General features: G+C 72.4%; 21 protein-coding genes, 1 tRNA gene and 1 pseudogene. 19 read left to right on the top strand and 4 right to left on the bottom strand.

Translation table 11 applies throughout. The features are described 5' to 3' along the window. Nucleotides 1-54: 54 nt before the first annotated feature. Nucleotides 55-1,221, top strand: coding sequence for a type II secretion system protein M (locus ABTY61_RS19440; protein ID WP_350506237.1), 1,167 nt, complete (start codon nt 55-57; stop codon nt 1,219-1,221). A 2-nt stretch (nt 1,222-1,223) separates the two neighbouring features. Here the strand turns inward: ABTY61_RS19440 and ABTY61_RS19435 are convergent, their stop codons facing one another. Next, entirely contained in the window at nt 1,224-2,783 is a 1,560-nt protein-coding gene (locus tag ABTY61_RS19435; RefSeq protein WP_350506236.1) for a helicase HerA-like domain-containing protein, read from the bottom strand. A 181-nt stretch (nt 2,784-2,964) separates the two neighbouring features. Between ABTY61_RS19435 and ABTY61_RS19430 the strand changes: the two genes are divergently transcribed. Together ABTY61_RS19430 and ABTY61_RS19425 are read left to right on the top strand one after the other, a co-directional pair. Next, nucleotides 2,965-3,261 (top strand): type II toxin-antitoxin system VapB family antitoxin, encoded by a 297-nt coding sequence (locus ABTY61_RS19430; protein ID WP_030273186.1) that lies wholly within the window; start codon nt 2,965-2,967, stop codon nt 3,259-3,261. 250 nt (nt 3,262-3,511) lie between these two features. Continuing rightward, a complete protein-coding gene (locus ABTY61_RS19425) occupies nt 3,512-4,192 on the top strand; it encodes a LytR C-terminal domain-containing protein (RefSeq protein ID WP_350506329.1) in 681 nt (226 codons plus the stop codon). A gap of 67 nt (nt 4,193-4,259) precedes the next feature. On the opposite strand, the gene upp is transcribed toward ABTY61_RS19425, so the two are convergent. After that, nucleotides 4,260-4,895 carry a uracil phosphoribosyltransferase gene (upp, locus tag ABTY61_RS19420; protein WP_350506235.1) on the bottom strand — a complete coding sequence of 212 codons (636 nt, stop codon included), beginning with the start codon at nt 4,893-4,895 and terminating at the stop codon, nt 4,260-4,262. Nucleotides 4,896-5,057: 162 nt separating this feature from the next. Here upp and ABTY61_RS19415 point away from each other — a divergent pair, with 162 nt between their 5' ends. The 8 genes from ABTY61_RS19415 to ABTY61_RS19380 all read left to right on the top strand — a co-directional run bounded on the left by ABTY61_RS19415 (nt 5,058) and on the right by ABTY61_RS19380 (nt 10,087). After that, the gene (locus ABTY61_RS19415; RefSeq protein ID WP_350506234.1) at nt 5,058-5,294 is read left to right on the top strand and encodes a hypothetical protein; all 237 of its coding nucleotides are present in this window, start codon (nt 5,058-5,060) and stop codon (nt 5,292-5,294) included. Nucleotides 5,295-5,623: 329 nt separating this feature from the next. Then, the gene (locus ABTY61_RS19410) at nt 5,624-6,181 is read left to right on the top strand and encodes a tRNA adenosine deaminase-associated protein (RefSeq protein WP_350506233.1); all 558 of its coding nucleotides are present in this window, start codon (nt 5,624-5,626) and stop codon (nt 6,179-6,181) included. Nucleotides 6,182-6,231: 50 nt separating this feature from the next. Further along, on the top strand, nt 6,232-6,759 hold the full coding sequence (tadA, locus tag ABTY61_RS19405) for a tRNA adenosine(34) deaminase TadA (protein WP_350506232.1): 528 nt from the start codon (nt 6,232-6,234) through the stop codon (nt 6,757-6,759). Between the two features lie 68 nt (nt 6,760-6,827). After that, a tRNA-Ser gene (locus ABTY61_RS19400) sits at nt 6,828-6,917 on the top strand. Between the two features lie 487 nt (nt 6,918-7,404). Then, a complete protein-coding gene (locus ABTY61_RS19395) occupies nt 7,405-7,569 on the top strand; it encodes a hypothetical protein (protein WP_188304848.1) in 165 nt (54 codons plus the stop codon). A gap of 12 nt (nt 7,570-7,581) precedes the next feature. Then, nucleotides 7,582-7,875 (top strand): Dabb family protein, encoded by a 294-nt coding sequence (locus ABTY61_RS19390; protein ID WP_350506231.1) that lies wholly within the window; start codon nt 7,582-7,584, stop codon nt 7,873-7,875. Nucleotides 7,876-8,208: 333 nt separating this feature from the next. Beyond that, nucleotides 8,209-8,991, top strand: coding sequence for an RNA polymerase sigma factor SigF (locus tag ABTY61_RS19385; RefSeq protein WP_350506328.1), 783 nt, complete (start codon nt 8,209-8,211; stop codon nt 8,989-8,991). 145 nt (nt 8,992-9,136) lie between these two features. Then, the gene (locus tag ABTY61_RS19380; RefSeq protein ID WP_350506230.1) at nt 9,137-10,087 is read left to right on the top strand and encodes an RNA polymerase sigma factor SigF; all 951 of its coding nucleotides are present in this window, start codon (nt 9,137-9,139) and stop codon (nt 10,085-10,087) included. Between the two features lie 15 nt (nt 10,088-10,102). Here the strand turns inward: ABTY61_RS19380 and ABTY61_RS19375 are convergent, their stop codons facing one another. Continuing rightward, on the bottom strand, nt 10,103-10,990 hold the full coding sequence (locus ABTY61_RS19375) for a tyrosine-protein phosphatase (protein WP_350506229.1): 888 nt from the start codon (nt 10,988-10,990) through the stop codon (nt 10,103-10,105). Between the two features lie 417 nt (nt 10,991-11,407). On the opposite strand from ABTY61_RS19375, the gene ABTY61_RS19370 reads away from it, so the two are divergent. The 8 genes and pseudogenes from ABTY61_RS19370 (at nt 11,408) to ABTY61_RS19335 (ending at nt 21,564) form a co-directional block, all read left to right on the top strand. Continuing rightward, nucleotides 11,408-13,780: a hypothetical protein gene (locus ABTY61_RS19370; RefSeq protein ID WP_350506228.1), complete on the top strand. Its 2,373-nt coding sequence runs from the start codon at nt 11,408-11,410 to the stop codon at nt 13,778-13,780. 114 nt (nt 13,781-13,894) lie between these two features. Further along, the gene (pelF, locus tag ABTY61_RS19365) at nt 13,895-15,409 is read left to right on the top strand and encodes a GT4 family glycosyltransferase PelF (RefSeq protein ID WP_350506227.1); all 1,515 of its coding nucleotides are present in this window, start codon (nt 13,895-13,897) and stop codon (nt 15,407-15,409) included. Continuing rightward, a complete protein-coding gene (locus tag ABTY61_RS19360) occupies nt 15,406-16,959 on the top strand; it encodes a hypothetical protein (RefSeq protein ID WP_350506226.1) in 1,554 nt (517 codons plus the stop codon). The genes pelF and ABTY61_RS19360 overlap by 4 nt, the downstream gene beginning before the upstream one ends. 81 nt (nt 16,960-17,040) lie before the next feature. Further along, nucleotides 17,041-18,033, top strand: coding sequence for an SDR family NAD(P)-dependent oxidoreductase (locus ABTY61_RS19355; protein ID WP_350506225.1), 993 nt, complete (start codon nt 17,041-17,043; stop codon nt 18,031-18,033). Nucleotides 18,034-18,106: 73 nt separating this feature from the next. Further along, a pseudogene (locus ABTY61_RS19350) lies at nt 18,107-18,808 on the top strand (nucleotidyltransferase family protein); the annotation flags it as partial. 125 nt (nt 18,809-18,933) lie between these two features. Then, a complete protein-coding gene (locus ABTY61_RS19345; protein WP_350506224.1) occupies nt 18,934-19,851 on the top strand; it encodes an NAD-dependent epimerase/dehydratase family protein in 918 nt (305 codons plus the stop codon). Continuing rightward, complete coding sequence (locus tag ABTY61_RS19340; protein WP_350506223.1) at nt 19,848-20,543, top strand: spherulation-specific family 4 protein; 696 nt, start codon at nt 19,848-19,850, stop codon at nt 20,541-20,543. The genes ABTY61_RS19345 and ABTY61_RS19340 overlap by 4 nt, the downstream gene beginning before the upstream one ends. 22 nt (nt 20,544-20,565) lie before the next feature. Next, on the top strand, nt 20,566-21,564 hold the full coding sequence (locus ABTY61_RS19335; RefSeq protein WP_350506222.1) for an endo alpha-1,4 polygalactosaminidase: 999 nt from the start codon (nt 20,566-20,568) through the stop codon (nt 21,562-21,564). Between the two features lie 54 nt (nt 21,565-21,618). Here the strand turns inward: ABTY61_RS19335 and ABTY61_RS19330 are convergent, their stop codons facing one another. Continuing rightward, nucleotides 21,619-21,819: a hypothetical protein gene (locus ABTY61_RS19330; RefSeq protein ID WP_350506221.1), complete on the bottom strand. Its 201-nt coding sequence runs from the start codon at nt 21,817-21,819 to the stop codon at nt 21,619-21,621. Between the last annotated feature and the right edge of the window lie 137 nt (nt 21,820-21,956).

Below are 21,956 nucleotides of genomic sequence, written 5' to 3'. Positions count from 1 at the left end.
CACCCCTGCGGCTAGCGTGAGCGGCGCACCTGCCCCCAGCTCCGGAGCCGCACCGTGGAGTCGTCCGTCCTCGCCTTCGCCACCGACCTGCTCGACGAGGGCGCCGACCCGTTCTTCGGCAACCTCACCGACCGGGCCGGCGTCGGCGGCGTCACCCTGGCCTCCGTCTACCACGAGGCCCGCGACGTCTTCCCGCACAACCCCCGCCGGGTGATCCGCTACCTGGAGCCGGGCGCCGCCTACTTCCGCCCCGACCCGGCCCGCTGGCGGGGGCGCCGGCTGGCGCCCGTGCCGTCCACCGCGATCGGCGACCGCGACCCCTTCGCCGAGGCCGCCGTCGAGACCGGCCGCCGTGGCCTGAAGCTGCACGCCTGGACGGTCTTCTGCCACAACGACCGGCTCGGCTTCGCCCACCCCGACTGCGCCCCGGCGAACGCCTTCGGCGACCGCCACCTCACCGAGCTCTGCCCGGCCCACCCGGAGGTCCGCGAGTACGCGCTGACCCTGGTCGAGGAGCTCGCCCGCTACGGCGTGGACGCGATCCGCGCCGAGTCCCTGCACTTCCACGGTCTGCGCCACGGCTACCACCACGAGCGCTACTTCGAGGAGCTGGGCCCGACCGCCGAGGCCCTGCTCGGCGTCTGCTTCTGCCCGCACTGCCGCGCCGCGGCCACCCGCGCGGGCGTCCCGGCCGAGCAGGTCGCCGAGGCCGTCCGGACCGAACTGCGGCGCCGGCTGGCCGACCGGCAGGCCGCCGCCGAGCCGGCCGATCTGAGCGCCCTGGCCGACGGCGCCTTCGCCGCCTACGTGGACGCCTCCGCCGCCACCGTCACCGCGCTCGCCGCCGACCTCACCGAGCAGGCCCGCCGGCACGGCCTGCGGCTGAGCTTCCTGGACGGCGGCGGCCCCGGCAAGGGCTGGCTGTCCGGCATCGACCTGTCCGCCCTCGCCGGGGCCACCGACCAGATCGAGACCCTCGGCTACGCCGCGACCGCGCGCGAAGTCCGGGACAAGGTCGCCGCGTTCGCCCTGCACGGCGTCCGCCCGGAGCGGATGGCGGTGATCCTGCGCCCGATGGCCGCGGACTGCGACGGCCCGGAGAACCTCGCCGCCAAGCTCGCCGTGCTACGCGAACTCGGCGTCCCCGAGGTCGAGTTCTACCACTACGGCCTGATGCGGCTGTCCTCGCTGGACCGGATCGGGGCGGCGCTCAAAGCCTGAACTCACCGCCGCCGCTTGGACGTCCCGAACAGGCTGCGCGAGATCTCCTGCCCGAGCTGCTTCCCGGCCGAGCGGGCGAAGGACTTCACGGTCGGGTTGTTGAGCAGCGAGCCCAGCAGCCCGCCCGCCCCCTGGGGTTCGGCCCGCCGCGGCGCGGGCTGGGCCGGCGCGGGGGCGGGCGGCTCGACCGGCTCCGCCTCCGGCCGGGGCGCCCGGGCCGCCAGCTTCTCGTACGCGGACTCCCGGTCGATCGCGTCCCGGTAGCGCGCCGTCAACGGCGAGGCGTCCACGGCCGCCTGCAGCGCCCCCGGTTCGATCGGCCCCATCAGCGACTGCGGCGCCCGCAGCCTGGTCGCCGCGACCGGCGTCGGCGCGCCCTTCTCGGAGAGCACGGTGATCACGGCCTCGCCGGTGCCCAGCGAGGTGAGCACCGCGGCGAGGTCGTAGGAGGAGCGGGGGAAGGTGGAGACGGTGGCCTTGAGCGCCTTGGCGTCGTCCGGGGTGAAGGCGCGCAGCGCGTGCTGCACCCGGTTGCCCAGCTGGGCGAGCACGTCGGCGGGGACGTCGCGCGGTGTCTGGGTCACGAAGAAGATGCCCACGCCCTTGGAGCGGATCAGCCGCACGGTCTGGGTGATCGCCTCCAGGAAGGCCTTGGAGGCGCCCCGGAACAGCAGGTGCGCCTCGTCGAAGAAGAACACCAGCTTGGGCCGGTCGAGGTCGCCGACCTCGGGCAGTTCCTGGTAGAGGTCGGCGAGCAGCCACATCAGAAAGGTGGAGAACAGCCGCGGCCGGTCCTGGACGGCGGGCAGTTCCAGCACCGAGACGACGCCTTGTCCGTCCGCGGTGGTGCGCAGCAGTTCGGCGGTGTCGAACTCGGGCTCGCCGAAGAACGCCGCGGCGCCCTCGTTCTCCAGCACGGTGAGCGCCCGCAGGATCACCCCGGCGGTGGCCGCGGAGAGGCCGCCGATGGTGCGCAGCTCCTCCTTGCCCTCGGGGGAGGTGAGGTGGCCGATGACGGCGGTGAGGTCCTTGAGGTCGTAGAGCTCCAGGCCCTTGCGGTCGGCGTAGTGGAACACCAGGCTGAGCGAGGCCTCCTGGGTCTCGTTCAGGTCCAGCACCTTGGCCAGCAGCAGCGGCCCGAAGCTGGTGACGGTGGCCCGGATCGGGATGCCGGTGCCCTGGCCGCCGAGCGAGTAGAAGTCGACCGGGCAGCCCCGGGGCGTCCACTGCTGCCCGACCTCGGCGGCGCGGGTGGCGGTGCGCTCGCCGGGCGTGCCGGGCGCGGCGATGCCGGAGACGTCCCCCTTGATGTCGGCGAGGAACACCGGCACGCCCTGGGCGGAGAGCTGTTCGGCGATCAGCTGGAGGGTCTTGGTCTTGCCGGTGCCGGTGGCCCCGGCGACCAGCCCGTGCCGGTTGAGCACCGCGAGCGGGACACGCACCTGGGCGTCGGGGTAGGCGGTGCCGTCCAGCAGCACCGCGCCGAGGTCGAGCGCGGGCCCGGTGAAGGCGTATCCGTCGGCGATCTCCCGGACGGCGGTCGGGGTGGGGGCGGAGTCCATCGGTGCACGCTCCTGGACGGGATCGGCGGTCGGGAGCCAGTCCTGAACCCGGCCGGGACCGGGCGATGTTCACGACATTTCCCATCAAACAGCCGCAATCGCCCTCGCGCAGCTCGCACCGGTGCGCGTGGCGGCGCCGCGGCTGCTGCGCCGCGCGCCGTCCGAACGGTAGGCTTTCCGTGTGATCTTCAAGCGCATCGGCAATGGGCGGCCGTACCCGGATCACGGCCGGACGAGCACCCGACAGTGGGCTGACGTCGCCCCACGCCCGGTGCGGCTCGACCAGCTGGTGACCACCAAGGGCCAGCTCGACCTGGAAACCCTGCTGGCCGAGGACTCCACCTTCTACGGGGACCTCTTCGCCCACGTGGTGAAGTGGCACGGCGACCTCTACCTGGAGGACGGGCTGCACCGGGCCGTACGGGCCGCACTGCAGCAGCGCCAGGTGCTGCACGCCCGTGTCCTGGAAATGGACTGACGGCCGCACGGCAACGACTCCGGACCGCCCCCTCGCCACCCGGCGGAGGGCGGTCCGCGCTTACCCGGGTACCTCCTTTCGGGTACCGGGGTACTCCAGATGATGATCGTTTAGTACCTTCGCAGCCGTCCGGCACTACGCTGCTGACTACGGCCGCGACCAGGGGATCCGCCCGCTCCCGGGGATCCCCGACCCGGCCAACCCGTCATCCCGACCCCGCCCCGGCACGAGGGGGAGACAAACCGTGAGCATGTTGACTCCCCAAGGCCTCAAGGGGAAGCAGTACCGCGTCACCGGCAATGCCTACCCGCGGCTGGGCCGGCCCCCGAAGAAGAGTCGCAAGGTGATCGCCGCGCTCGCGGCCCTGCTCGCCCTGGCCCTGATCGGCCTCGGCGGCGTGCAGCTGTACGACATCTTCCGCGGCAAGGACAAGAACGCCTCCGCCCAGGCCTGCGCCGCCCCGTCCGGGAAGCCGCTGGCCGCCCCGACGGCGGGCGCCACCCCGGGCGCCCCGGCGGCCTCCGGTGCGCCCGGCGCACCGGTCGACCCGCACGCCGTCCCCGCGCCCTCCGCCGTCACGGTGAACGTCTACAACGCCACCACCAAGGCGGGCCTGGCCGGGCGGACCGCCGACGAGCTCAAGAAGCGCGGCTTCACCATCGGCAAGGTCGGCAACGCCCCCGCCGAGCTGGACAAGAAGGTGCCCGGCACCGCCCAGGTGATCGCCGGCCCGACCGGCGCCGCCGCCGGCACCCTGGTGGGCTCGCAGATCGCCGGGGCCGCCGTGACCGCCGACGCCCGCACCGACACCAGCGTGGACTTCGTGATCGGCGACAGCTACAACGCCCTGCTGGACGAGACCCAGGCGGCCGCGGCCCTCGCCCTGGCCATCAAGCCCTCCCCCACCCCGAGCGCCACCGGCAGCTGCTGACCCCCGCGCGAGAAACCAGGAGAGCCCCCGGCAGCGCCGGGGGCTCTCGGACGTTCGGAAGGGGTGCTCAGCCGGCCGTGCCGTACAGCCGGTCGCCGGCGTCGCCCAGGCCGGGGACGATGTAGCCGTTCTCGTTCAGCCGCTCGTCCAGGGCCGCGGTGACCACGGTGACCGGCAGGTCGGCCAGCTCGCGGCGCATCACCTCGACGCCCTCCGGCGCGGCCAGCAGCACCACGGCGGTGACGTCGGTGGCGCCGCGCTCGATCAGCATCTTGATCGCGGCGACCAGGGTGCCGCCGGTGGCCAGCATCGGGTCGAGCACGTAGACCTGGCGGCCGGAGAGGTCGTCCGGCATCCGGGTGGCGTACGTGGAGGCCTCCAGGGTCTCCTCGTTGCGCACCATGCCGAGGAAGCCGACCTCGGCGGTCGGCAGCAGGCGGGTCATCCCGTCCAGCATGCCGAGGCCGGCCCGCAGGATCGGCACGACCAGCGGGCGCGGGTAGCTGAGCCGGGTGCCGAGGGTGACCGCCACGGGCGTGGTGATCTCCACCTCGTCGGTGCGGACGTCCCGGGTGGCCTCGTAGGCGAGGAGGGTCACCAGCTCGTCGGTCAGGCGACGGAAGGTCGGCGAGTCGGTGCGCTCGTCGCGCAGAGTGGAGAGCTTGTGGGCGACCAGGGGGTGGTCGACGACGTGGAGACGCATGTACCGAGGTTAGCCCGGTCCTGGACGCCTGTACGACACGCCGTGCCAGGCCGCCGACCGGCGGCGGTCACCGTTCGGTGACACGCCGTGACACGTCGCGAATGTCCGAATGGAACCAGCTCCTGTGGTATCAACCCGGCAGTTCTGGGAATGTCACGTCTCATGACGAGCAACCCGAAGGCCGGGGACGGCTCGGCCGACGAGCCCGTCGACGGGGCGGCCCTTCGCGCCGGCCCGCCCCAGGACCCCCCGGAGACCGAGTCGGAGCGCCGCAAGCGGCGGGCCGTCTTCCTGCGCGAACTCGCCGAGGCCCGCGAGCTGAGGGAACGGGTCCAGCCCCGGCGGACCAAGGAGCGGCGGATGCGCGAGGCGATGCGGATGCGGACCTTCCGGATCTGAGCCCGCCCCATCCCCGACCCACCCCCTTCCCGTCCGATCCCCCCGCGATCCCACCCCGACCCGACCCCGACCCGGCCCCATCGCGACTCCGTCGCGCCCCGGACGGGCGTTCGGACCAAAATTCGACCGGCCTCGGACGGCCCCGGCCCGGATCCGCCGTACGCCGCCCGGCCCTTCCGACACGACCTGCAAAGACGCGCTGCCGAACACCCCCCGCAAGGGCGGGCTTTCTGTCACGATTCCGATGGGACGGTCCGAACAAGCGGACCGCCTCTGGCGCGGGGGCGGCCAGATTTCCGCGTCGCCCGAGCACGCCGAAGCCGAGACCGATGATCTTGGGAGTGTCCCTGGTGGCGTACTTCGCTGCAGTGCTTGCTCGCTCCGAGGACGGGTGGGATGTGAGCGAGACCGAGCTCGACGACGTCGAAACCCTGGCCGATCTGGCCGAACTGGCCCGCGACTCCGCGCAGGACGACGACAGCGTCCTGATCTTCATCGAACAGGAGGACTCCTGGTTCGCCATCGTCCGGGTGGACGGTGAGGACGATCCGCGGATCTTCGTGTCGGACGGCGCCGCCGCCGCCCGCAGCTCCTACGGCTCCGTCCTCACCGACGAACTGGTCGACCAGGCCGGCGAGAGCGAGTTCGGCGACCTGGACCACCTGCTGGACGAGGAGGCGGAGGCCGAGGAGCAGGACGACGAGGACGCGGACGCCCACGGCGGCGTCCCGGTCGGCCCGCTGGGCGACGCCCACCTGCTCACCGAGTTCGGCCTGGCCGCCGACGAGCTGCTCGGCCTCAGCGGCGAGGGCGCGGTGCCGGGCGACGCCCTGGAGGAGATCGCCGAGGCCCTCGGCTGCGGCGAGGTCCTGGAGGCGGTCCGGTAGCGGCACCGGTCGCACCGGTGTCCACCACCGGATGCCCGACACTGGATGCCATGCAGCCCGCATCCACCCCGCTGACCGTCCCGCACATCCCCCCCCTGCCCGCCCCCGTCCGCCCCGACCCGGTCCGCGACCGCTGGGCGGCGCCGATGCGCCTCGCCATTGCCGAGGCCGCCCTGGCGCCGGCCACCGGGGACGTCCCGGTCGGGGCGCTCGTCCTGGGCCCGGACGGCGAGGTGATCGGGCGCGGCCACAACGAGCGCGAGGCGGTCGGCGACCCGACCGCGCACGCCGAGGTGGTCGCGATCCGGCAGGCCGCGGAACGGATCGGGGAATGGCGGCTCAGCGGCTGCACCCTGGTGGTGACCCTGGAGCCCTGCACCATGTGCGCCGGCGCCATCGTGCTGTCCCGGATCGACCGGGTGGTCTACGGCGCCCTCGACGAGAAGGCCGGCGCCGCCGGCTCGCTCTTCGACGTGATGCGCGACCGCCGGCTCAACCACCGGCCCGAGGTGATCTGGGGCGTGCTCGCCGAGGAGTGCGGCGCACAGCTGCGCGCCTTCTTCGACACCCACCGCTGAGCCGCCCGGCGACGGCCCGCCCGATACGGATTTCGTGACCGCGCCACCCGTCCGGTAGAGTTCCCCTCGGTAGCGTGTCCGAGCGGCCAAAGGAGCACGCCTCGAAAGCGTGTGTGGGGGCAACTCCACCGTGGGTTCGAATCCCACCGCTACCGCCATAGACGAAGGGCACCTCCGAAATTCCGGGGGTGCCCTTCGTCGTTCGCGCGCACCGCCGGAGGCGGCGGGTCCGCCCCCTGACGCCGGAACGGCTCCCCCGGACGCGGAAAAGGCTCCGCACTCCGGGCCGATGACCACCATTGCCCGGCTCGTACGGAGCCTTGGAGGGGGAGCGGCTCGGGGGACTGACCGCTCCCCCGGCGGAGCCCCACAACCGGCGCCGCGTGGGGGGAAGCCGCGACCACCGGTCCCACAGCGGGGGCTCCGGATCCACGTGCCGGGGGATTCCTGCCAGATCCTCGGCACGTCTTCCATCCTGCCGCCCGGGCCCGGACGGGGCACCCGGAGAAAGGCCCCACTCGCGGGGACCTTCGTCCCGCCGGGCGAACGCGTCGCACACTTGATAGGCCGTCCGGTGGATAAGCTGCCCTGCAAGGCCGCTCGGGGACCGGATGACGGCGGCCCACCGCAGGGAGGAAGGTCACGATGGCGCAGGCGAAGAAGATCGGCATGGCCCTCCTGCTCATCTTCGTGCTCTACTCGATCATCACCTCACCGGCCCGGTCCGCCGAACTCGTCCAGCTGGGCTTCGAGGGCATCTCGAACGCGGCCAAGGCGGTCGGCACCTTCATGACCGGTCTGATCAAGTAAGGAGCGGCAATCGTGATCCGCCACCTGGTCCTGTTCAAGCTCGACGAGGGCGTCGCCAAGGACGAGCAGCGCGTGCTCGCCGGCGCCAAGGCGTTCGACGAGCTGGGCTCGCTGATCCCCGAGCTGCGCGAGTGGGAGTGCGGCTGGAACACCACCGAGCGCGACATCGCCTACGACTACGCGATCAACAGCCTGGTCGAGGACCGCACGGCCCTCCAGGCGTACCTGACCCACCCCGCGCACCAGGCCGCGGCCGGCCAGTGGCGCGAGTTCGCGACCTGGGTGATCGCCGACATCGAGGTCTGACCCCCGCCGCCGTCCCCCGGACGGCCCGCGCCCGCCCCGTCCGGTCCCCGGACGGGGCGTCTTGCTCTGCCCCGGAACAACCCTTGCGGCGCCTCGCCGACCGGCCCCCCACCGGCTGAGCACCGCACCAACACACCTCCACCGGGTGCTTGCCCGACCTGCGCCCAGCTTGTGATGCTATGACCGGTTTTGCCGGACATGGCGAGGTGATCAACCAGCCGCGACACCCGATCCGCAGGGCCCGCCATTGTCGAACTTGGGAGGGGTGACGTGTCCGTGGACGAGGTGTTGGCTGCGATCATCAGCCCGGCCGGCGAACTCCGCCCGGACGGGCTGCGCGGCCCCGGTGGCCGCCCCGTCGTGGACGTCCGGACGCTCACCCGGGTGCTGTTCGAGCGGCTCAGCGAGCTGCCCCCGGACGCCCCCGAACGGGAGCGGGTCCGGGCCGCCCTGATCGAGGTGAACATCCCCCTGGTCCGCTACGCCGCCACCCGCTTCCGCAGCCGCAGCGAGCCGATGGAGGACGTCGTCCAGGTCGGCACCATCGGCCTGATCAACGCGATCGACCGCTTCGACCCGACCCGGGGCGTCCAGTTCCCCACCTACGCGCTGCCGACGATCCTGGGCGAGATCAAGCGCTACTTCCGGGACAACGTCCGCACCATGCACGTCCCGCGCCGGCTCCAGGAGCTGTGGGTCCAGGTCAGCGGCGCCATGGAGGAGCTGACGGTGCTGCACGGGCGGGCCCCCAAGGTGCCCGAGATCGCGGCCAGCCTGCGGATCCCCGAGGAGGACGTCCGGGCCTGCCTGGACGCCGGGCGGGCCTACAACGCCGCCTCCCTGGAGGCCGCCCAGGAGCACGAGGGCGGACTCGCCCTGCTGGACCGGCTCGGCTACGAGGACGCCGCGCTGGCCGAGGTCGAGCACCGCGACATGGTCCGCCACCTGCTGGTCCAACTCCCCGAACGGGAGCGGCGGATCGTGATGCTGCGGTTCTTCGCCAACCTCACCCAGTCGCAGATCAGCACCGAACTGGGGATGTCCCAGATGCACGTCTCCCGGCTGCTGTCGCGGATCCTGACGAGGCTTCGGACCGGCAACTCCTGGGAAGAGTGAGATTGCAGCGCGTTACTCCGACGTGACATCTTGCGACGTTCGGGTTTGCCGTGGCCCGTGTTCCGGTATGCAGGGGGTTGGGCCCCCGCCGGGAACCTCCGTGCGACGGCCCCCGTTCAACTGTCAGTCACAAGGGGGTGGGTGCATGTCCGGAGAGCTGGGCACTGCGGAGATCCACGCTGGTCAGGCCGAGGGTACGGCGGTCGCCGAGGACCGGATCCCGCTCCAGCGGGCCACGTCCCTCGAAAGGCCGGCCACCGGAGCACCGGGGCCGGAAGCGCCGGCCGCCGCAGCACCGGGCCCCGGGACGCCCACCGCGGCACCGCCCGGCTCCGGGCTGGACACCCGGACGCTCTCCCGCTCGCTCTTCCTGCGGCTGGCCGCGCTGGAGCCCGGCAGCGAGGAGCACACGTACGTCCGCGACACCCTGATCGAGCTCAACCTGCCGCTGGTCCGGTACGCCTCCGTGCGCTTCCGCAGCCGCAACGAGCCGATGGAGGACATCGTCCAGGTCGGCACCATCGGCCTGATCAAGGCGATCGACCGCTTCGACCCGGAGCGCGGGGTGGAGTTCCCCACCTTCGCGATGCCCACCGTGGTCGGCGAGATCAAGCGGTTCTTCCGGGACACCAGTTGGTCGGTCCGGGTGCCGCGCCGACTCCAGGAGCTCCGGCTGGCGCTCACCAAGGCCGGGGACGAACTGTCCCAGCGGCTGGACCGCTCCCCCACCGTCGCCGAACTGGCCGCCTGCCTCGGGGTCAGCGAGGAGGACGTGGTCGAGGGCCTCGCGGTGGGCAACGCCTACACCGCCAGCTCGCTGGATTCCGGCCCCGGCGAGGAGGACAGCGAGGGGCCGCTGGCCGAGCGGCTCGGCTACGAGGACCTCGCGCTGGAGGGCGTGGAGTACCGCGAGTCGCTCAAGCCGCTGCTGGCCAAGCTGCCGCCGCGCGAGCGCCGGATCATCATGCTGCGGTTCTTCGGCAACCTCACCCAGTCGCAGATCGGCGAGGAGATCGGGATCTCCCAGATGCACGTCTCCCGGCTGCTCACCCGGACGCTGACCCAGCTCCGCGCGGGGCTGATCAGCGAGAGCTGACCGCCGCCGCGCTGGTCACCCGCCGTCGCCGTCCAACAGGTTGGCGCGCAGTCCGGCCAGCACGCGTTCGTCCAGCCCGAGCCCCTCCCGCCAGAACGCGTCGAAGTCGGCCCAGCCGGCCTCGACCTCCGCGAAGGCCGCGTCCAGGTAGTCGCGGTCGGCCCGGAAGACCGGCAGGAGGAGCTCGGGCTCGCGCATCAGGCCCCGGCGGGCGAAGTCCGCCAGCACCGAGTCGACCACGGGCGCGGAGCGTTCGTTGGTGAGCAGGTAGTCGGCGAGCACGGTCTCGCGGTCCACGCCCAGCGCGGTCAGCACGAGCGCCGCCGCCCAGCCGGTGCGGTCCTTGCCCGCCGAGCAGTGGAACAGCAGCGGCACGCCGTCCGGGGCGGCCAGCAGCCGCAGCAGGGCGGCGAAGCTCTCCCGGGCCTGCGGGGCGGTGACGAACCAGCGGTAGAGGCCGGTCATCAGGGCGGCCGCCCGGCCGTCGCCGAGCAGGGCGCGCTGCTTGCGCGGGCTGCCGTCGGCGAGGGCGCTGCGCAGTGTCCCGTGGATGTCGAAGTCCGTTGCCAGCAGAGGGAGATGGTGCGCGGTCACGCCGTCCGGAAGACGGTCGGCACCGGACTCGCGGATCTCGTCGGCGCTGCGCAGGTCGACCACCGCGCGCAGGCCGAGCGCGCCCAGCGGGTCGAGGTCCTCGGCGGTGACGTGGTTCAGGCCATCGCTGCGCAGGGCCACGCCACCGCGCAGCGCCCGTCCGCCGGCCGTCCGGTACCCGCCCAGATCGCGGGCGTTGACCGCACCGCGCAGACCGAGACTGCGGCCGACCAGGACGGCTCCGTCCGACTCCGCGAGGGCATTCCGTGCGTCCCCGATTCGCTCGGATGCGATCTGACGATCGGCCACCCGCGGCCTCCATTGCATATTCGGACGGTCACATGGCACAGCGGTGCCCGATATTGCATGAACCTGCCCATTGGCGCAGCAGGATGTGCGAGAGTTGTCGTGCGCGACGACGACAGTGTAGGTGCCCCACAGAGCCGTGTGAGCCGCACAGGCGGTAACCAGCTGTAGCAGTCGGCTTCCGTTTTTTCATTTTCAATTCATTATTTGCGTGGGCGGTCCGGTTGCGGTCAGAATCAGCGCCTCCATGGCTTCACCATGAACGTTGGTAACAGGTTCGCTGCACTCTTGCCCAATTGGTCCCTCGCACTGCCGACCCTCGACCAGGATGGGCGCCGGGCAGCCTGCTGCCCGCGAACAGCTACACGGGCAGGCGAGCGACGAAGCAGCGCGGCGCCTGACCCAAGGGGAGGATCAGACATGGGTCGAGCGACCCGAAGAGTTGCCGCTTGCGCAGCGGCAGTTCTGCTGGCCAGCGGCCTGCAGACCACCCTGGCCCACGGCGACACCACGCCGTCGCCCAGGATCGACCTCACCGTCCTGGTCATCGACGACGGAGGTCCGTCGGTCGCGGCGATCACCGCCGAGCTCAAGAGCCAGGGCACGCCGTACAAGGTCGTCACCCTCAATGACACCAACCGCCCCGTCATCAACGCCGCTTTCCTGAGCGACACGGTGAACGGGGTGCCCCGGGGCAAGTACCAGGGCATCGTGCTGCCCAACGAAAACCCCTTCCCGAACAGCGCCGCCGAGATGGCGGCGATCGCCACCTACGAGGCGGCTTTCAACGTCCGGCAGATCGACGCGTACACCTGGGCCAGCCCGGCCGTGGGCCTGAACTACGCCTCGAATCCGGGATTCTTCGGGACGCTCGACGGATTCCAGGCCGCCACCACCGCGGCCGGGACTTCGGGCCCGTTCGGGTACCTCCGGGGCAGCGTCCCGTTCGAGGACAACGACCCGAAGGTCAGCGAGAGCTACGGCTACCTGGCGACCCCGCTCGCCAACCTGCCGTCCGGCGCCTCCTTCGTCCCGCTGGTCGACGCGGCGATACCCAACTCGACCAGCCGCGGTTCGCTGGTCGGTGAGTACACCCACGACGGCCGCAAGGAACTGGTCGTCACCTTCGTCTACAACCAGTACCAGCAGCAGTACCGGCTGCTGGCCCGCGGCATGGTCGACTGGATCACCCAGGGTGTCCACCTCGGCTACGACCGCAACTACTTCTCCACCCACGTCGACGACGTGTTCCTGGCCGACGACCGCTGGGACACCACGCTCAAGTGCACCCCCGGCGACGTCACCTGCCCGCCCGGCACCCCGGGCAGCACCAACCCGATCCGGATGACCCCGGACGACGCCAACCACCTCAAGCAGTGGCAGGCCGCCAACAACTTCACGCTGGACATGGTGTTCAACGGCGGCGGCAGCGAGGACTGGAAGGCCGACCACCAGACCACGGTGGACCCGACGGCCGACCAGATGATCGCCGACCAGACCAACTACCGCTGGATCAACCACACCTACACCCACCCGTACCTGGGCTGCGTGCAGGACGTCACCGTGGTCCCGTGGAAGTGCACCAAGGACGCGTCGGGCAACACCGTCTGGACCGACCAGAACACCATCTCCACCCAGATCAAGCAGAACTTCGACTGGGCCGCCAAGAACGGGCTCAAGCCCGACCCGCAGGTGCTCGTCACCGGTGAGCACTCCGGTCTGCTCACCGCCCCGCAGGAGACCAGCGACAACCCGAACCTGGCGCCGGCGCTGGCCGCCAACGGCATCAGGTTCACCGGCAGCGACGCCTCCCGCGAGCCCGCCCAGCGGGCCGTCGGTTCGTCCACGCTGACCGTGCCGCGGTACCCGATGAACGTCTTCTACAACGCCGGTTCGGCGAAGGAGGAGGCCGACGAGTACAACTGGATCTACACCAGCAAGGCCAACGGCGGCAGCGGCGTCTGCGAGAACAACCCCAACTCCACCTGCCTGCCCCAGCCGCTGGACACCACCACCGGCTACCAGTCGTACATCGTGCCGCTGGAGGCCCGGATCGACCTCGGCCACGTGCTGAGCAACGACCCGCGCCCGCACTTCGTGCACCAGTCGAACCTCTCCGAGGACCGCATCCTGTACCCGGTGCTGGAGAAGATCCTCGGCACCTACCGCTCGCTGCACGCCGACAACACCCCGATCGTGAACCTCGGCGAGCGCGAGACCGGCCAGGAGTTCCAGAAGCGTGCGGCCTGGAACAAGGCGGTCGCCGCCGGCCAGGTCACCGCCTACAAGATCGGCAACACCGTCACGGTCAGCGCGCCCGCCGGTGTTCAGGTCCAGGCCACCATGCCGACCGGAACTGCTCAGAAGATGGCCATCGGCACGGCCGCCTTCGGTTCGGCCTACGCCGGTACGCTCTCGGGCTGGGTGTCCCCGGGCGCCCTGCAGAGCAGCGTCACCCTGCAGCTCCCGTCCGGCAGCGCGCCGGCCGCCCCGGCCGCCGTCACGCCGAACGTCGCGGCCAAGTCCGTCCCGGCACCGGCGCCGGCGGACAAGAAGGTCGTGCCGCAGGGCGTCGCCACGCCCGTCCCGGCGGGCCCGAGCGACGTCACCCGCAAGCCCGCCCAGTCCCTCGTCCCCGGCAGCGGCACCCCGGTGCCCGGCAAGGACGTCGTTCCGGGCGTGAACACCCAGGGCAACGGCGCCCCGGCCGGCAACGGCCAGAACGGTTCCGGCAAGGCCCCTGGGGGGACGGCCTCGCACGGCACCACCACCGGACGCCCCGGCAACCGGTAACCCTTGGCACCCCGTGGCGGGGCCGGGCAGATCGCCCGGCCCGGCCCCGCCACGGCTCCCGCTCCGGCCACCCAGGCCGGACAAACGACGCAAGAACAGGAGGGGGGACAGGAGATGCGCGTCACCCTGCTCACCGAGGGGACGTACCCGCACCAGCACGGCGGCGTGAGCGTCTGGTGCGACCAGCTCGTCCAGGGCATGCCGGATGTCGACTTCGACGTCATCGCCGTCACCGGAACCGGCCAGGAACCGCTGGCCTGGGAGCTGCCCGCCAACGTACGGTCCGTCACCACCGCACCCCTGTGGGGCCCGGCCTCGGAGGCCCGGGCACCGCGCGGCAAGGAGATGCGCCGCTTCCTCAACGCGTACGAGCGCTTCCTGCACTCCATCCTCGACCCGGTCTACACCACCCACTTCGGCACCGAGCTGTACGGCTTCGCCGACCTCGCCCGGCGCGGGCTGCTCAGCCCGGCACTGCGCAGCGAGCGCGCCCTGCGCACCCTCCAGCACGTCTGGACCCGTGACTACCTGCCCACCGCGGTCTCCCGGCCCACCCTGCACGACGCGCTGAACGCCACCGACCTCCTGGAGCACGCGCTGCGGCCGCTCTCGGTCGAGCCGCCCACCGACGGCGTCGCCCACGCGGCCAGCGGCGGACTCGCCACCCTGCCCGGCCTGATCGCCGCCCAGCAGTACGGCGTACCGTTTCTGCTCACCGAGCACGGCATCTACCTGCGCGAGCGCTACCTCGGCTACCGCACCGGCCCGTACCGCTGGCCGGTCAAGGCCCTGCTGCTCGGCTTCTACCGGATGCTCGCCGAGGAGAGCTACCGGCAGGCCGCGCTGGTCACCCCCGGCAACCGGTACAACCGGCGCTGGGAGGAGCGCGGCGGCACCCCCTCCACCCACATCCGCACCGTCTACAACGGCGTGGACCCGGCCGCCTTCCCGCCCGCCGGGCCCGAGCCCGAGACGCCGACCCTCAGCTGGGCCGGCCGGGTCGACCCGATCAAGGACCTGGAGACGCTGATCCGGGCCTTCGCCATCGTCCACCAGGAGATCCCCGAGGCCCGGCTGCGGCTCTTCGGGGGTACTCCCAAGGGCGGCGAGGCCTACCGGGACGGCTGCATAGCCCTGGCCGCCGAGCTCGGCATCGCCGACTCGGTGGCCTTCGAGGGCCGCGTCGCCGACATCACCGACGCGTACGCGGCGGGCAACGTGGTGATGCTCTCCAGCATCAGCGAGGGCTTCCCGTTCACCCTGATCGAGGCCATGTCCTGCGGCCGGGCGACCGTCTCCACCGACGTCGGCGGCGTGCGCGAGGCGGTCGGCGACACCGGGCTGGTCGTCCCCCCGCGCGAACCCGAACCGATGGCGGCCGCCGCGATCGAGCTGCTGCGCGACCCCGCGCGGCGCGCCCGGCTCGGCGAGGGCGCCCGGCTGCGGGTCATCGAGCAGTTCACGCTCCGCCAGAACATCGACGGCTTCCGGGGCATCTACACCGAGCTCCTGGGCACCTCCCGCTGGATGCCCGGCGGGATGGTCGCCGTCACCGACGGAGTCCCCAGCCCGGACTGGGGCCAGCAACTGGCCGCCGCCCGGCCCGAGCCCAGCGAGGTCGGCGCGTGAGTGGTCCCATCCGGCTGCTCCCCGACGAGGGCGGCGCCGACCGGACGATGCAGCTGCGCTCCCTGCCGCTGAAGCGCCGCCGCCCCGCCCCGCCCGCCGAACCCGACCCCGCCCAGCAGCTCGGCCTGTCCGAGGACCCGCTGGACGAACTGGCCGAGCGCCTGCGCGAAGTCTGCGCCGACGCCGTCCACCCGTACGAGATCGCGGCCTTCCTGGAGTCCGACGGCCTCTCCGACGAACAGGCCGCCCTGCTGTACGGCCGCCCCGACGCGTTCACCGTCGCCGAGGAGCTGTTCGAGAAGATCGAGCGCCGCTACCCCGGCCCGAGCTCCGAGTTCGCCAACCCCTGGCGGGCCGACCCCTGGCGCTGCGTGGTGCGCGGCCTGGTGTTCGCCCTGCCCGGGCTCGGCTACCTGCTCGGCGCCAACCTGTTCGCGACCACCCGGATGCGCTTCGGGCTGCCCTCGGGCATGCTCGCGCTGTCCATCGCCACGCTGGTCAGCTGGGGCTTCAACCAGGCGCTGGCGCACCGCTCGTACCGCTGGCTGAGCCGGCTGCGCCGCCGGGAGGCCGCGATCTGCCTGGCCGTCGGCGCACCGGTCGGTGCGCTGCTCGCCGCCGCCTCCGCGTACGTGGTCGGCGGGCCGCTCGGCGCCCTGTGGTTCGCCGCGGGCCAGTCCTGCTACCTGGCGGCCGCCACCGCGCTGCTGGTGCTCGGGCGGGAGAAGTTCCTGCTGCTGGCGCTCGCCCCGGCCTCGGTCGGCGCGGGCGTGGTGCTGGCCGTCGACGTGCCGGAGCTGGTCCGCACCGTGGTGCTGCTCGCCTCGGTGGCGCTGGCGGTCGGCCTGGCCGTGCGGGAGCTGCTGGTCGCGGCCCGCGGCGGCGACCGGGACGGCGTGGAGCTGAGGCTGCCCGTCCGCCAGGAGGTCCCGCACCTGCTGTTCGGGCTGGCCTGCGGCGCGCTGACGCTGATCGCCGGCCTCGGCGAGACCATCCACCAGGCCGTGCGGGCCTCCGGCCACGCGGTGCACACCGCCGCCCAGGGCGCGCACGCCCTGCACGAGGTGAAGACCACCCCGACCGGCCCGGCCATGATCGCGCTGACGCTCAGTCTCGGCCTGGCCGAGTGGCTGCTGTTCCGCTACCGGGCGATGGCCGTGGCCGCGCTGCGCACCAGCCACACCACCGGGCAGTTCACCCGCCGCACCGGCGGGATCCTGCTCGGCTGCCTGTTCATCTACCTCACCACCGTGGCCGCGCTGGACGCCGCCGCGACCGTGCTGTGGCCGGGCGCCCCGTCGCTCGGTGTGCCGCAGCTCGGCGCGATGCTGCTCCTGGGCGGCTCGCTCTGGCTGGCGCTGCTGCTGAACGCCTTCGGGTTCAGCTGGAGCACCGCCCTCATCTGTCTGGCCGCCGCGGTCGCCGAGAGCGTCGGGCTGCTGACCGGTGCGGACCCGATCGTCCTGCAGCTGATCGGCTGCGGGGCGGCCGCCCTCGTCCTCACCGCAACCGCCGGGCCCGCGCTCGGCCGCACCACCCAACACCGCTGAGAATCCGCCTCTCCAGAGGCACCACCGGCCTGGCGTGCTCAGACGTCCGGCCGCTCCCGAAAACGAGAAAGCGAAGAACGCATGAGCAGCGTCGCGGTTACCGGAGCCGAGGGCTTCATCGGCTCCCACCTCGTCGAGACCCTGGTCGCCGACGGGCACCACGTCCGCGCGATGGTCCAGTACAACTCCTTCTCCTCCTTCGGCTGGCTGGAGACCCTGGCGCCGGAGGTGCTGGACTCGGTCGAGATCATCCTCGGCGACGTCCGGGACCCAGGCTCGGTCAACGGCCTGGTCAAGGGCACCGAGGCGGTCTACCACCTGGCCGCCCTGATCGCGATCCCGTACTCCTACCGCGCCCCCCACTCGTACGTGGACACCAACGTCACGGGCACCCTGAACGTCCTGGAGGCCGTGCGCCACCTGGAGATCCCGCGCCTGGTGCACACCTCCACCAGCGAGACCTACGGCACCGCGCAGACCGTGCCGATCACCGAGGACCACCCGATCAACACCCAGTCCCCGTACGCCGCCTCCAAGGCCGGCGGGGACCGGCTGGCCGACAGCTACCACGCCAGCTTCGAGACCCCGGTCGTCACCCTGCGCCCGTTCAACACCTTCGGCCCGCGCCAGTCGATGCGCGCCGTCATCCCGACCGTGATCGCCCAGGTTGCCGCCGGCCAGACCGAGATCACCCTCGGCGACCTGCGCCCGACCCGCGACTTCATGTTCGTCAAGGACACCGCCAACGCCTTCCGCACGGTGGGCACCGCGGCCGCCGAGACCGTGGTCGGCCGGACCTTCAACGCCGGCACCGGCGGCGAGATCTCGGTCGGCGACCTGGTCACCCTGGTCGGCAAGCTGATGGGCGTGGACCTGGTGGTGAAGGAGGACGAGCAGCGCATCCGTCCGACCAACTCCGAGGTCATGCGCCTGGTCGCGGACGCCACCCGACTGCGCGCGGCCACCGGCTGGGCGCCGCAGTTCACGCTGGAGCAGGGCCTGGAGCAGACCATCGAGTTCTTCCGCGAGCCGGCCAACCTGGCCCGCTACAAGACCGACATCTACAACGTCTGACCGTCGTAACGATCATGCTCGTCCTGGTTACCAAGGTTCGTGGCCTGCACAATCTTTCCGTGGGGGAAACACCATGCACGCAGTGATCCTGGCCGGCGGTAAGGGCGTTCGACTCCGCCCCTACACCACCGCGCTTCCCAAGCCGCTCGTCCCGATCGGCGACCAGCACGCGATCCTGGAGATCGTGATGCGCCAGCTCGCCGCCTCGGGCTTCAAGACCGTCACCCTCGCCATCGGCCACCTCGGCCACATCATCCGCGCCTACGTCGGCAACGGCTCGCAGTGGGGCCTGCGGGTCGGCTACGCCGTCGAGGACAGCCCGCTCGGCACCATGGGCCCGCTGCTCACCATGCAGGACCGCCTGCCCGAGCACTTCCTGGTGATGAACGGCGACATCCTCACCGACCTGGACTTCGCCGGGGTGCTCAAGCACCACGAGACGTCCGGCGCCCCGCTGACCATCGCCACCTACGCCCGTCAGGTGAAGATCGACTTCGGTGTGCTGACCGCCGAGTCCGGCACCATCACCGGCTTCCAGGAGAAGCCCAGCATCGACTACCGGGTCTCGATGGGCGTGTACGGCGTCTCCCGCGCGGCGCTCGCCAAGTACACCCCCGGCCTGCCGCTGGGCTTCGACGAGCTGGTGCTCGACCTGCTGGCCGCCGACACTCCGCCGGCCGCGTACGACTTCGGCGGCTACTGGCTGGACATCGGCCGCCCGGACGACTACGACCGGGCGAACGCCGAGTTCTCCACGATCCGCCCGGTCCTGATGCCCTTCGAGTCGGCCGGCACCGTGCCGGGCGTCGCCGAGCTGCCGCTCCCGGCCGCCGGCACCGTCCGGGACGACGCGACCGAGGAGCCCGTCGCCGCGGGCGCCGAGAGCGACGGACGGGCCGCGTGAGAATCCTGCTGCTCGGCGGCGACGGCTTCCTGGGCCGTCACGCCACCGCCGTCCTGCGGTCACTGCCCGGGGCCACCGTGCTGACCGCGGGCCGACGGCCCGCCCACGACCTCCGGCTGGACCTGGGCACCGCCCAGGCCGGCCCGCTCGGCGAGGAACTGGCCGCACTGGCCCCCGACGTGGTGGTCAACTTCGCCGGCGCGGTGGCCGGCAGCGCGGTCAAGCTCGCCGAGGTGAACGCCCGCGGACCGGCGGTGCTCTGCGAGGCGCTCGCCCTGGGCGCCCCGAAGGCCCGACTGGTGCACATCGGTTCGGCCGGCGAGTACGGCGTCTGCGCGGAGGGCGAGTCGCTCTCCGAGCAGGCCGACGCCCGTCCGGTGGGCGTGTACGGCGCGACCAAGCTGGCCGGCTCCCTCGCGGTGGCCGGCTCGCCGCTGGACGCGGTGGTGCTGCGGGTGTTCAACCCGGTCGGACCGGGCGCCCCGGCGGGCTCGCTGCCCGGCCGGCTGGCGGCCGAACTGCGCCGGGCGGCGCCCGAGGGCGCCGACGCCGTGGTCACGGTCGGGGACCTCTCCGCCTACCGGGACTTCGTGGACGCCCGGGACATCGCCCGGGCGGTCGGCCTGGCCGTCGCCGCCGAGGGCCCGCTCCCCCGGGTGCTCAACCTCGCCTCCGGGCGGGCCCAGCGGGTCCGGGCGATCGCCGACGGCCTGGTCGAGGCGTCCGGATTCACCGGCCGGATCGACGAGAGCGGGGCGGGCTCCGAGCGCTCGGCCGCGGTCTCCTGGCAGCAGGCCGACGTGTCGGCCGCCGCCCGGGAGCTCGGCTGGCAGCCGGAGACCGACCTCGCCGACACCCTGTGCGACCTGTGGCTCAGCACCGCCGAGCCCGCGCCGACCCCGGTGGTCGCATGACCGCCGGGACCACCCCCGACGGCCGCCTGCTGGTGCCGCTGTACGTCCACCCCGCGGTGGACCCGGCGGCCTGGCGGGCGGTCGCCGCCGCCGGCCCCGCCCGGATCGCCGCCGTGGTGCTCAACCTCGCGGACGGTCCCGGCGAGGTCCCGGACAACGTCTTCGCCGAGGCCGCCGACGAACTCCGCGCGGCCGGCCTGCCGCTGCTCGGCTACGCCGACACCGACTACGGCCGCCGACCCCACGCGGCCGTGGTCGCCGACATCCTGACGTACCGTCAGCGGCACGCCGTCACCGGCGTCTACCTCGACCAGGTCACCACCCACCCGGGCGCCTTGGCGCACTACCGGCGCCTCGCGACGGCGGCCCGGGCGGCCGGCTGCGGCACCGTGGTGTTCGGCCACGGCGAGCACCCGGACCCGGCCTACGCCGAGGTCGGCCTGGCCGACCTGCTGGTCACCTTCGAGGGCGACTGGGACGCGTACCGGGCCATGACCCTGCCCCTGTGGACCGCCCGCCACGCGGCATCCCGCTTCTGCCACCTGGTCTACGACGTCCCCGCCGAGGCCGCCGAAGACGCCTCCGCGCTGATCGCCGCCCGGCGAGCCGGCGTCGGCTGCGCCGTACCGGGCGCCGGGGAGAACCCCTGGCGCACCCTGCCCCACGGCCTGACCGCCGCTGAACTGACCTGACCCGATCCGGAGTTCGACTACCGTGAACCGCCGCACCCGGCTACTGCCGGCCGCCATAGCCTTCGCCACCGTCGCCGCCCTGCTGGTCAGCTCCTGCAGCAGTTCGAGCTCGGACGACGAGCACGACTCGGCCGACGGCACCCAGAGCGACTCGCCCACGGCCACCGCGCCGAGCACCCCCGGCACCGGCACGCCCAGCACCCCCGGCACGCCCAGCGCCCCCGGCACCACCTCGGCCCCGGGCACCCCGGGCGCCACCACCGCCCCGGGCACCCCGCCGGGCACCACCCCGCCCGGCACCACCCCGTCGCAGGCCGGCGCCCGCTGGCAGCCCACCCCGGGCCTGACCTGGCAGTGGCAGCTCGGCGGCGGCCCCGTGGACCAGTCGGTGGACGTGCCGGTCTACGACATCGACGGCTTCGAGAACGACGCCTCGGTGGTCGCCGCGCTGCACGCCAAGGGCCGCAAGGTGATCTGCTACATCAACGCCGGCTCCTGGGAGGACTTCCGCCCCGACTCCGCCACCTTCGCCAAGACCCTGCAAGGCTCGGACACCGGCTGGAAGGGCGAGAAGTGGTTCGACATCCGCAAGCTCGACCAGCTGAAGCCGCTGATGGCCGCCCGCTTCGACATGTGCAGGAGCAAGGGCTTCGACGCCATCGAGCCGGACACCATCGAGGCCTACAACCAGAACAGCGGCTTCCCGCTGACCCCGGCCGACCAGCTCGCCTACAACCGCATGCTGGCCCAGCTCGCGCACGAACGCGGCCTGGCCATCGGCCTCAAGAACGACCTGGACCAGATCCCCGCGCTGCTGCCGGACTTCGACTTCGCGGTCAACGAGGAGTGCTCGCAGTTCGACGAGTGCGACCGGGTCTCGCCCTTCATCAAGGCGGGCAAGGCGGTCTTCCACGTCGAGTACAAGCTCGACACGGACCAGTTCTGCGCCAAGACCAAGGCCCTGGGCTTCAGTTCGATGCAGAAGAAGCTCGACCTCAACGCCTGGCGCAAGCCCTGCTGAAGCCGGTGCTTCCCGTCGCGCGGGTGACCCTCACCGGGGCCACCCGCGCGAGGGTCACTTGACCGCCAGCCAGACGACGGCGCCCAGGACGACCAGGGCGACGACGGCGACCAGCGCGATCACGCCGGTGCGACTGCCGCTTTTGCTGCTGCCGTAGGTGGAGACGGAGCCCGGTGCCTGGGGCGCCGGGGTCTCGTCGACGAACGCCCGGAACATCTGGGTGCTACCGGCGGGGTCGTAGTCGTTGTCAGCCATGGCACGGACTCTAACGAATCCGCCCACCTCAGGCACACCCCGGACCCCTCCCGGGGCGCACCCACCACCCGCGCGTGCGACGGTGGTACGACCGGATCGTGAAATCCGTGTGACCGACGGAATGTGCTGCCTCGCAG

The sequence above is a fragment of the Kitasatospora sp. NPDC096128 genome (assembly GCF_040303105.1).
GTDB lineage: Bacteria > Actinomycetota > Actinomycetes > Streptomycetales > Streptomycetaceae > Kitasatospora.
Note: the sequence above shows the minus strand (reverse complement) of the source record. Positions and strands in the feature narration are given on the sequence as shown.

Bases quoted from the DNA above. Each gene is read 5' to 3' on its own strand.
- ABTY61_RS19435 (WP_350506236.1), bottom strand. From the start codon at position 2,783: ATGGACTCCGCCCCCACCCCGACCGCCGTCCGGGAGATCGCCGACGGA.
- ABTY61_RS19425 (WP_350506329.1), top strand. From the start codon at position 3,512: ATGTTGACTCCCCAAGGCCTCAAGGGGAAGCAGTACCGCGTCACCGGC.
- upp (WP_350506235.1), bottom strand. From the start codon at position 4,895: ATGCGTCTCCACGTCGTCGACCACCCCCTGGTCGCCCACAAGCTCTCC.
- ABTY61_RS19415 (WP_350506234.1), top strand. From the start codon at position 5,058: ATGACGAGCAACCCGAAGGCCGGGGACGGCTCGGCCGACGAGCCCGTC.
- ABTY61_RS19410 (WP_350506233.1), top strand. From the start codon at position 5,624: ATGATCTTGGGAGTGTCCCTGGTGGCGTACTTCGCTGCAGTGCTTGCT.
- tadA (WP_350506232.1), top strand. From the start codon at position 6,232: ATGCAGCCCGCATCCACCCCGCTGACCGTCCCGCACATCCCCCCCCTG.
- ABTY61_RS19395 (WP_188304848.1), top strand. From the start codon at position 7,405: ATGGCGCAGGCGAAGAAGATCGGCATGGCCCTCCTGCTCATCTTCGTG.
- ABTY61_RS19380 (WP_350506230.1), top strand. From the start codon at position 9,137: ATGTCCGGAGAGCTGGGCACTGCGGAGATCCACGCTGGTCAGGCCGAG.
- ABTY61_RS19370 (WP_350506228.1), top strand. From the start codon at position 11,408: ATGGGTCGAGCGACCCGAAGAGTTGCCGCTTGCGCAGCGGCAGTTCTG.
- pelF (WP_350506227.1), top strand. From the start codon at position 13,895: ATGCGCGTCACCCTGCTCACCGAGGGGACGTACCCGCACCAGCACGGC.
- ABTY61_RS19355 (WP_350506225.1), top strand. From the start codon at position 17,041: ATGAGCAGCGTCGCGGTTACCGGAGCCGAGGGCTTCATCGGCTCCCAC.
- ABTY61_RS19340 (WP_350506223.1), top strand. From the start codon at position 19,848: ATGACCGCCGGGACCACCCCCGACGGCCGCCTGCTGGTGCCGCTGTAC.
- ABTY61_RS19330 (WP_350506221.1), bottom strand. From the start codon at position 21,819: ATGGCTGACAACGACTACGACCCCGCCGGTAGCACCCAGATGTTCCGG.